Genomic DNA, 10309 nt, shown 5'->3' on the forward strand with positions numbered 1-10309 from the left:
CGCGTCGTAGTTCACCGCCAGCGCGGTGGCCTGGCCCACGCTCGAGGCAATCGACGAGTTGACCTGGCCCACGTTGGCTGCATCGGTGTCGGCCGTGCCGGCCGCCACGTTGTGGATCGCCGTGCCGTTGGCACCGCCCAGCGTGATGCCGGCCTTGTCGGCGGCGTCGTAGTTCACCGCCAGTGCGGTGGCCTGGCCGACGCTCGAGGCGATCGACGAGTTCACCTGGCCCACGTTGGCCGCATCGGTGTCGGCCGTGCCGGCCGCCACGTTGTGGATCGCCGTGCCGTTGGCACCGCCGAGCGTGATGCCGGCCTTGTCGGCGGCGTCGTAGTTCACCGACAGCGCGGTGGCCTGACCCACGCTCGAGGCGATGGACGAGTTGACCTGGCCGACGTTGGCCGCATCGGTATCGGCCGTCCCGGCGGCCACGTTGTGGATCACCGTGCCGTTGGCCCCACCCAGCGTGATGCCGGACTTGTCGGCAGCGTCGTAGCTCACGGCCAGCGCACTGCCGCTGGATGCGACGGCGGCGGTGAGCTGGTTGACGTTCACCGCATCGGTACCCTGCGTGCCCGCAGCCACGTTGGTGATCTGGCGCGTGGCGCCGGCAGCGCCGACCGACACCGCGTTGTCGCGATCGGCGAGCGAGCCGGTGCCCAGCGCGACGGCATTGTTGCCGGTGGCGGTCGCGCCGGTACCCACGGCCACCGACTGCATGCCGGTGACATAAGCGGTGGCGCCGATGGCGATGGAGTTGTCGGTCGGTGCCGAGGCGCCGGCGCCAATGCCGATCGACTGGGTGCCGATGCCCTGGTAGCCGGCGGCATAGCCCATGGCCACCGCGTAGTTGCCATTGGCATTGCTGCCCATGCCCACCGCGGTGTCACCGGTACCGGTGGCCTGCGCCTGCGTGCCGATGACCACGCCAAAGTCGCCGACGGCCGCGGCCTGGAAACCCATGGCTACCGTCGTATCACCCAGTGCCTGCGCCGCCGTGCCGACGGCGACGGCTGCATCGCCGCCGGTGGCGTTGGCGCTGTTGCCGATCGCCACATTGTTCGCGCTGTTGGCCTTGGCCGCTACGCCGAGCGCGGTGGCGCCGTGGGCGGTGGCGAGTGCGCCCGGACCCACTGCGGTCGCGTAGTCGCCACTGGCGGCGGCGGCCTGCGGGTTGCCGGAAATGTCGAAGTCCCTCGGGTTGCCGCTGGCGTCGACCACGTAGCCGCCGATCGCCACGCTGCTCAGGCCGGTGGCCTGCGCGTTGGCGCCCAAGGCGGTGGTGTTGTAGTTCGCGGCGCCTGCACCGTAGCCGATGGCGGTGGCGTAGTTGGCGCCCGTGGTGGCGCTGTGGCCAAACGCGGAAGCACCGATGCCGGCGGCGAAGCTGTTGCCACCCACGGCCGTGGTGTAGTCGTCGAGCGCAAAGCTGTTGTAACCCAGCGCGCTGCTCTCGGTGCCCATCGCCGTGCTCATGGCGCCTGCCGCCACGCTGTTGGTGCCGAGGGAAAGCGCGGAGTCGCTGCCGTCATTGGCGCCATCGGCCGAGAAGTACGGGTCGCCCGGCATGGACGCCTGCGGCGTCGCCTGCACCTGGGTCGCAGGCGTGGACGCCGTGGAAGACGAGGCCTGCGTGCCATCTGCCGCGAGCGCGGTCGTGCTCGACAGCATCAGCCCGGCGCTGAGCGCAACGGCGCCGAGCGCGGCGCGCATGCGCCTGCTGCGGCCGCCCTTGCCGCCGGCCTTGGCGAATTCGCTGGCGACGACCAGCGTGCCGAGCGTCTTGTTCCAGATCTTGCTGTGAATCCTGTTCATTGCCTGTCCCCAAGAGGTTGGTCCACCGCGTGCGCGGCTGCGCTCGCATCGGTGCGCAGGCATGGCTGGCGCGCGGTGGCGTTCGGATGTGTGGGTGGCGGCGAAGCAGCCGGCGTCTGTCGGCAACGGCTCCCCGCCGTTGCTTCGCCCTGCTGTCGCCGATGGGTGAATGCCTGGGTGAACCGGCTGGCGCGGTGAACCTGCGGTCCCGCCGTGCGGCGGAACCACAGGCTGCAGCCATCGCCTGCCGCTGACTTAGTTGAAGCTGCCGAGCACGCTGACGCCGGTGAACACGGCCGGGCTGGTCACCGTCACGTAGTAAGTGCCGGCGACCGGAGTGCGCACCGTGACCGACTCGGTGTTGGTGCTGGCATGCACCGAGGCGTAGTCGTAGCTGGTCGGGCCCGCCGCGCTGTTGCGCTTCACGTACAGCGAAATGTCGCCGCTGCCGCCGGAAGTGCGGAAGGTCAGGCTGCTGACGCCGCCCGGCACGACCAGGGTGAACTGCTGGCTGCTGCCCGCCGGTCCCTGCGTGGTCACCGGGGTGCCGTTGACCAGCACGGTCGGGCCTGCCGGCGGCGGCGCGGTGGTCGGCGGTGCGCCGTTGCCCCAGGTGTAGGCCAGCGCGTTGAACTTGCTGATGTCCAGCGAGCCATAGCCGGTGGTGTAGTCCCAGCCGCTGGCGGCGTTGTAGCCGTAGGTGGTGCCGGAGACGGCGACGCCGTTGTTGCCGGAGGTCACGTCATGCAGCACGGCCGGATTGGTCGGGAAGTCCCGGTACATCATGCTGGCCGGGAAGCCGATCGAGTTGTTGGCGTAGGTCTGCACGCGGGCGAATACGCCGACGAAGATCGGCGAGGCCAGGCTGGTGCCGCCCACCGAGTAACGCTGCCCGCCGATGAAGATCTGCGCGCCGGTGTACGAGGAAGCGTCATAGGCCACGTCCGGGATGCTGCGCGCGGTGGCGCCCAGGGCGGTGTGCTGCCATGCGGGGGCCGCTTCGTACAGGCTCTTGCCGCCGCCGGTAGCCCAGATGCGGTTGTTGCCGTCGCCGGCATCCTGCACGCCGTCGTTCCACGCCGTCTCGCCCGCCCAGGCGCCGGCGTTGGTGCTCAGCTTGGTGCCGCCCACCGCGATGACGTTCGGCGACGTGGCCGGTTCGCTGGCCGAGTAGGTGCCGAGGCTGAAGGGTGCGGGCAGCACGGCACCGGCATTGGTCTCGAAGTCGCCGCCGGTGGAGACGTAGACGCCCTGGTCGCCCGACGCGATGGAGAAGGTCTGACCCTGCGCCGCCGCCTGCGCGAAGATCGCATCGTCGGCCTGCTGCGTACCCGACTGGTTGGCGCCGGTTTCGTCTTCACCCAGCGACACGTTGATGACCTTGGCCTGGTTGTCGACCACGGCCTTGTTGTAGGCGGCGGTGATGCCGGCATCGGTCAGTTCTTCGTCGGCCGGGCCGAACTTGCCGTTCGCCGCGGTGTAGAAGATCAGCTGCTTGACGCCACCCGAGGTGCCGATGATGGACTGCGAGTCCAGGTTCCACTCCATGTCGGAGTTGGGGTCATCGGAAAAATCGACCGCGCTGCCGAGCGTGACGGGTACGACCTTCACGTTCACCGGGCTCATCGCCGCGGCCGTGGTCATCAGCGACAGGTCGCTCTGGGTCTGGCCCATGCTGCCCCAGGTGATGATGCCGACGGTGGTATTGAACGCCGTCGGCGTCGTGCCCGCGTTGTAGATACCCGGGAATTCGGTAGGTGCGTGCGTCACCGCGACCACGCCGCTGGCCTGGGTGCCGGTGGCCGCCTGCGCCGCAACCTTCGGGCCGAGATAGCTCATCACGTGCTTCTGGCTGACGTTCTGCAGGCCCAGCACCGAGCCGATGATGCCACCCAGCGCCTGCGGCACCATCACTTCGCCATCGTTGCCGAAGTGCTGCTTGCCGCCATGGGTGTACGTTTTCATGGTGGTGTTGAACGCGGTGGCCACCGTGTTGGCGTTGCCGTCGGCGAACACCAGCGTGTTGTTTGGCGACACCGTGATGCTGGTGAAGCCCGCGGCCTTCATGTGGGCGACCACGGCCTGCACCTGTGCGTCGGTGGGCGCATAGCTGGCCTTGAACTGCTCTGGCGTGAGGAACTTGCCGTAGGCCGCATTGCCAGGCGTGTTGACGTTACGGATGAAGGTGTTCAGCTGGTCGGTATTGCGCAGCTTGAGGCTCACCGCCAGGTGCAGCACCTTGCTGCTCTCCAGCGGCGCCACCATCTCCTGCACCTGCGGTCGGCCATGCACGTTGAGCGTGTAGCGGGTCACCGTGGTGGCAGCTGCGCCCGGCTTCGCCGGCATTGTCGAGACGTCCTTCAGCAGGGCCGCGTGGCTTCCGGTCGGCGCCCAGGCCGTGGTCGCATGGGTGGGCCAGGGGCTCAGCACGAGAGCCAGGGCCATCGGCAACAGCGCCTTGCGGCAGGCATGCGATCCCGCCTTCAACACACGAGTACAGCTGGACATCTTTGTTCCCCGGGTATGCGAGGCCGTCGCGGCGCCTGCGCCGTCGTCGGCCTCAATTCAAAAAGTGCGCCTGATGGCGCATCGCCAAGCTCGATTGGCTAACGACGATTCCGAGTACCCCCATGCCCCGCGCAGCGGAGCACCCCCAGGTATGCAGCGGCAACACGCTAGCCACACGACAGCTTGGAACCAGCTTTGACCAATCGCGCCGCACAACACACGCACCGACCCCACCTTTCCTCACGCTCGCTCACGGGCCACACGCAAGCGCACGCTCTTCGCAGGAGCCTTCGCAAAAAAGCGGCAAAAGTTGCTTGACGTGCGGCCTGCTGCGCACTGAAAGTGTCCGCCTTCGAACGATTTCGGCACGGCATGAACGAGAGGAATCACATGATGGCCATCCGAGCGCCGGACCGAGCGTGGCGCCTTGGCGTGCTGGAAGATGACGCGCAGCTGCGCGAAGGCATCATCCTTCCGGGACTGCGCTATTTCGGATTCGAGGTCACCGGCGCGGGCTCGGCGGCCGAGCTCTATCGCCACATGCTGAGCCAGCGCTTCGACATGGTAGTGCTCGACATCGGCCTGCCCGACGAAAGCGGCCTCAGCGTGGTCAAGCACCTGCGCGAGATTTCCGCGCTGGGCATCGTCATGCTCACCAGCAACACGGGACAGGACGACCACATCCGCGCGCTCACCAATGGCGCCGATGCGTTCCTCAACAAGCCGGTGAATGTCGAAGTACTCGCGGCGACCCTGCACAGTGTCGCGCGACGCCTCATGACGACGCCGGGCGCGGGGCAGGCAGGCTCCGCGCCGGGCGGCACCGGGCACTGGCGAATGGACACGGACGGCTGGTGCCTGGTCACGCCGGTCGGCAAGGCCTTGCCGCTGACGGCGCCGGAGCGCTGCATCCTGCGCATCCTGATGGCCGTGCGTGGCGAGCCGGTCTCACGCGAGCAGCTGATCGGCGCGCTCACCTCGGACATCTACGAGTTCGACCCGCACCGCCTGGAGATGATGGTGCACCGCCTGCGCCGCAAGGCACAGGACGCGGCCGGGCAACCGCTGCCGCTGCTCACATCGCGCGGCCAGGGTTACCTATTCGCCAGCGACGGCTGAGGCCGGCGCTTCGATCACCGCCGCAAGCTGCGGCGTGTCGTCGCTCGTCATGTGCAACGGCAGGCGGATGTGGAAGCTCGTGCCGTGCTGCGGCGCGCTGGCGACGTCGATGCGACCGTGCGCCGCCTCGATCATGCTCGCCACCACGGCAAGCCCGAGGCCGGTGCCGCGCCCGAACGGCTTGGTGGTGTAGAACGGCTCGAACACGTGGGCGCGCACGTCATCGGTCATGCCGACGCCCGTATCGGCGAGCGTCAGCAGCAGCGACGGTTCCGTCTCCATGCGCTCCAGCGTCACGCCGAAGCGGCCACCTTCGGGCATGGCGTCGCGCGCGTTGGCGGCGATATTGAGCACCATCAGCTCGAACTGCCCGCGATCGAGCAGCACGGGCAGGGTGCTGTTGCCGAGCTTCGTGTCCAGCTGGATATAGCGACCCAGCAGCTGGCGCAGCATCGGTTCCAGTTCGCGCAGCGCCACGGTGGCATCGAACACCTGGGTGACGCTCACGTCCTGCCGGCTGAAGTTGAGCAGCTTGCGGCTCAGCGTCAGCGCACGCAACGCGGCCAGTTCGATGCCCTCCATGGCATCGAGCAGCGCGGGCGTGCCAAGGTCGGCAAGCTGTTCGCGCTGCGCGGCATAGCCAAGCACCACGTTGAGGACGTTGCCGAAATCATGTGCCACGCCAGTGGCCGCGCGTCCCACGGCATCGAGCTTTTGCGAGTGGATGAGCTGGTGCTGCGTGCGCAGGCGCTCCTCCATTTCCTTTTTCAGTCGTTCGTTGGCCAGCGCCAGCGCGGCGCTGCGGTGCTGCGCCTCGGCCAGCATGGTGCGCAGCGCACGCGTCGTGCTGTCGATGGCAAAGGTGACCAGCAGGTACGCCACCGCGAGCATGGGCAGCGTGTGGAAGGCGTCGCCCAGGGGCCGTGGCTCGGGCAGCCAAGTCGCATCGGCCAGCTGCCCCAGTGCGAACGATCCGATCACGGCCGTATAAACGGCCCAAAGCGTGCGTCGACCGAGTACCACGCCGCCGATGGCCAGCAGCAGGGTAGGCGTGGGATCCGGTGGCGCATGCCGATAGCCGGTGGTGGCGTAATTGGCGGCCAGCGACAGCAGGAACACGCACAGGAAAAACTGGATGCCGCGGTTGAAGTGCCCGCGGCGGATCACCATCACGCCGCCAAAGGCGGCCAGTGTCACGGCGCCATCGACGATGAGGTCGGTGAGCTGGTCCAGCGACCATGTTGCCGGAAGCGCCACCGCCGGCTCGGCCAGGGTGAAGTACACCCTGGCCAGCACGGTCGCCAGGCCGACACCGATCATCAGCAATTGAATGAAGCGAGCGTTGAGGCGGTCGACCGGGTTGCTTGTGGGTGCCCGGTCCAGCCATTCCCTCACCGCTCGTAGTCCTGGAATGGTCACGTGTTGCGCCCCGGAAAACTGCGACTTGCCAACCCATTCTTCCCTGCTATGCCCCGGCGATCAAGCGCAAGCTTCGTGAGGTTCGAGAGGGTTGTGCTGGCGCGTGCGGGAGCGTGCGTGACTTGCCCACAGGCGTCGCCGAACCTCGGCTGGCTTCACAACGAGGGCGCGATCACGCGCTCATTTCTAGGTTGCCGGAAGCCAGCGTCGGCAGAGCGTTCTTCAGGGGAGGGCGCCTGCTGTTGTGCCGTGGGAGCGGCCACGTAGCCAACGGTTTTGGGGAGAAATCTTGGTGAATACGATTTACAGCAAGGTCTGGAATCCGGCGCTGGGCGCCATGGTGGTCGCGTCGGAACATGCGCGGGCGAAGGGTAAGGGGCGCCAGGGTTCCAGTCGCAAACTGATGATGCTCGCGGTATTGCTGGGCGCAACCGCTGCGCCGTTTGCCGCCAGCGCCTGTCCGGGCCTGTCTTGGCCGGGCAGCGGCGTCGCAAGCACGGCAGATACGCTGACCTGCGCTGCGCTGGCCGCGCAGAATCCGGCGCTGGTGTCGCCGCAGACCGTCACCTCGGCACCCGGCACGGCGGTGGCTGATCCGATCGACTACCTGGCCGTGTCCGGCCCGAACGGCAGCTCGCCCGTGTTTGCCAGCGTGGGTGGCTACAACGACGTGAGCGTCGGCAACGGCGCCACCACGGTGGGCAGCAACAGCGTGGCCATGGGCGCAGGCGCTAACGCCGCGACTGATTCCGCCATTGCCGTGGGCCAGGGTGCGCAGGCCACCGGTGCCGCGGCGATGGCCGTGGGTACGGCCGCTACCGCGAGCAACACCAATGGCATCGCGTTCGGCCAGGGCGCGTCGGCGACCGGCACGTATGCCACGGCCATCGGCAGCGCCAATTCGACCGGCGTGCTGACGACCGCCAGCGGCGCCAACAGCATGGCCGTGGGCGACGGTGCGCAGGCGACGGCCAGCAGCGCGATGGCGCTGGGCAACAGCTCGTCGGCAGGCAGCGCGAACAGCATGGCCCTGGGTACCAGCGCCGTCACCACGGGCGCCAGCTCGGTGGTGATGGGCTACCAGGCCAACGACACCGCCGTCTCCAACAGCGTCGTGCTGGGCGGCACGGCGTTCGTCACCAACCTTTCGTTCGCAGGCACCACGATTCCGGGCCTATATCGTCAGGACACGGCCATCGGCTATGGCGCGTCGATGTACGCCTCGACCCAGTCGACCGCAATCGGTGCAAGCGCATTCGTCGGCAGCACCGCAGCCACGCCGACGCAGGTTGCGCAGGGCACGGCCGTCGGCTATGGCGCGCAGGTGCAGGCGTCGGACGGATCGGCGTTCGGCGCCGGTGCCGCGGCCACGGCGCAGTTCGCCACGGCCACCGGCTTCGGTGCCTCCGCCTCCGGCGTGGACGCCGTCGCGGTTGGCGCGGGCGCGCTGGGTTCCGGCAAGGCGTCGACGGCACTGGGCAGCAATGCCCAGGCGCAGGGCGCCAACAGCATCGTGATTGCCAGCGGTGCGGGCAACGGCGGCGGCGCTTATTCGGGTCCCAATTCCACCGGCACGGTGGTGATCGGTTATGCCGCCGAGGCGGTCGAAACACATGACGGTCTTGGCAACCTGCAGACGACCAGCAACAGCGTGGTCATCGGCAACAGCGCCATCTCCTATGGCGGCATGAACGGCGTCGCCATCGGCAACACCGCCGGCGTGGCGCAGGGCAGTGTGAACGCCATCGGCATCGGTACGCGAGCGATCGGTTACAACGATGGTTCCATCGCGATCGGTGACCGCACCTATGCGGTGGGCCAGGGTTCGATCGCCATGGGCGGTGCGTACACCAAGGGTGCCGGCGGCAATCCCGCATGGGCGCTGGGTGTCGCTTCCACGTCCATTGGTACCGGCGCATACACGTTCTCCGATTACAGCGTCGCACTGGGCGCCAATGCCTATGCCAGTGGCAGCTCGGCGGCGACTGGCCTGGGTGACGACCCGACCATCGGCGGTTCGGTGGCCGTGGGCAATCTGGCCCGCGCCGGCGGCGACGGCAGCGTGGCCATCGGCAAGAACTCCATCGCCAATGGCGTGAACCTCGGCACCACCAACGGCACGGCCGTAGGCATCAACAGCGTCGCCTGGGGTACCGATTCGGTGGCCTTCGGCAGCCACGCGATTGCCGGGTGGACCAGCGACCAGGCGATGGGCACCAACGCCTGGGCGGGTGGTGGTTTTGGCACGCGCAACATGGCCATCGGCAACGGCGCAACCGCCGGCAATCCGAATGCCGATCCGAACGATCCCACGCAGAACATCAGCGACTCGGTGGCCATTGGTGCTGCTTCACTGGCCACTGCCAACCAGGCCATGGCGGTAGGCGTCAGCTCGTCGGCCACCGGCGTGCAGTCGCAGGCGTTCGGCAACAATGCGATCGCGACGGGCATGCAGAGCATGTCCAATGGCTACATGGCCGACGCCGACGGTGATTATTCGGTCGCCCAGGGCGCCGGCACGTATGCGGCCGGCATGGGAGATACGGCGATCGGCAGCGGTGCGGTGACCATGGGTGCCAACGGCATGGGTACGGCCGTGGGCTATGGCGCAACCGTGCTGGCGCAGAATGCGGTGGCCATCGGCGCAGGCTCGCTGGCGGATCGCGACAACTCGGTGTCGGTAGGTGCCGTCGGTGCCGAGCGCCAGATCACCAACGTGGCCGCCGGCACGGCGGACACCGATGCAGCCAACGTCGGCCAGGTCAACACGTCCATTGGCCAGGCGACGGCGCTGGCGGTGAACTACGACGCCGCCGACAAGTCCGGCATCACGTTGGGTGGCGCCAACGGCACGACGATCCACAACGTGGCGGCCGGCACGGCCGACACCGATGCGGCAAATGTGGGCCAGGTCAACACGTCCATTGGCCAGGCCACCGCACTGGCGGTGAACTACGACGACGCCGGCAAGTCCGGCATCACGCTCGGTGGCACCAACGGCACGGTGATCCACAACGTGGCGGCCGGGACGGCCGATACCGATGCGGCCAACGTCGGCCAGGTCAACTCGTCGATCGCCTCGAGCGTGAGCCAGGCCACCGCGCTGGCGGTGAACTACGACGCGGCCGACAAGTCCGGTATCACGCTCGGCGGTGCCAGCGGCACGGCGATCCACAACGTGGCGGCCGGCACGGCCGACACCGACGCGGCCAATGTCGGCCAGGTGAACTCGTCCATCGCCTCGAGCGTCGGCCAGGCCACCGCACTGGCGGTGAACTACGACGCCGCCGACAAGGCCGGCATCACGCTGGGCGGTGCCAACGGCACGGCGATCCACAACGTGGCGGCCGGAACGGCCGACACCGATGCAGCCAACGTGGGCCAGGTCAACTCGTCGATTGCCTCGAGCGTCGGCCAGGCCACCGCGCTGGCGGTGAACTACGACGCC

General features: G+C 68.2%; 5 protein-coding genes. 2 read left to right on the forward strand and 3 right to left on the reverse strand.

Annotated elements, in window-relative coordinates; translation table 11 throughout:
* Both ACXU4B_RS18035 and ACXU4B_RS18040 read right to left on the reverse strand, forming a co-directional pair.
* Positions 1-1815, reverse strand: a 1815-nt coding sequence (locus ACXU4B_RS18035; RefSeq protein WP_458910917.1) for an ESPR-type extended signal peptide-containing protein, incomplete at its 3' end; no start/stop codon positions are given.
* 255 nt (positions 1816-2070) lie between these two features.
* Complete coding sequence (locus ACXU4B_RS18040) at positions 2071-4323, reverse strand: protease pro-enzyme activation domain-containing protein (protein ID WP_165583273.1); 2253 nt, start codon at positions 4321-4323, stop codon at positions 2071-2073.
* 393 nt (positions 4324-4716) lie between these two features.
* On the opposite strand from ACXU4B_RS18040, the gene ACXU4B_RS18045 reads away from it, so the two are divergent.
* Entirely contained in the window at positions 4717-5442 is a 726-nt protein-coding gene (locus ACXU4B_RS18045) for a response regulator transcription factor (RefSeq protein ID WP_131413558.1), read from the forward strand.
* Here ACXU4B_RS18045 and ACXU4B_RS18050 read toward each other — a convergent pair.
* On the reverse strand, positions 5422-6837 hold the full coding sequence (locus tag ACXU4B_RS18050; protein WP_131413554.1) for a sensor histidine kinase: 1416 nt from the start codon (positions 6835-6837) through the stop codon (positions 5422-5424). The two genes, ACXU4B_RS18045 and ACXU4B_RS18050, sit on opposite strands and share 21 nt — an antisense overlap.
* Positions 6838-7153: 316 nt before the next feature.
* Here ACXU4B_RS18050 and ACXU4B_RS18055 point away from each other — a divergent pair.
* On the forward strand, positions 7154-10309 hold a 3156-nt coding region (locus ACXU4B_RS18055), incomplete at its 3' end, for an ESPR-type extended signal peptide-containing protein (RefSeq protein ID WP_458910918.1).

The organism is Dyella soli, from assembly GCF_054482295.1.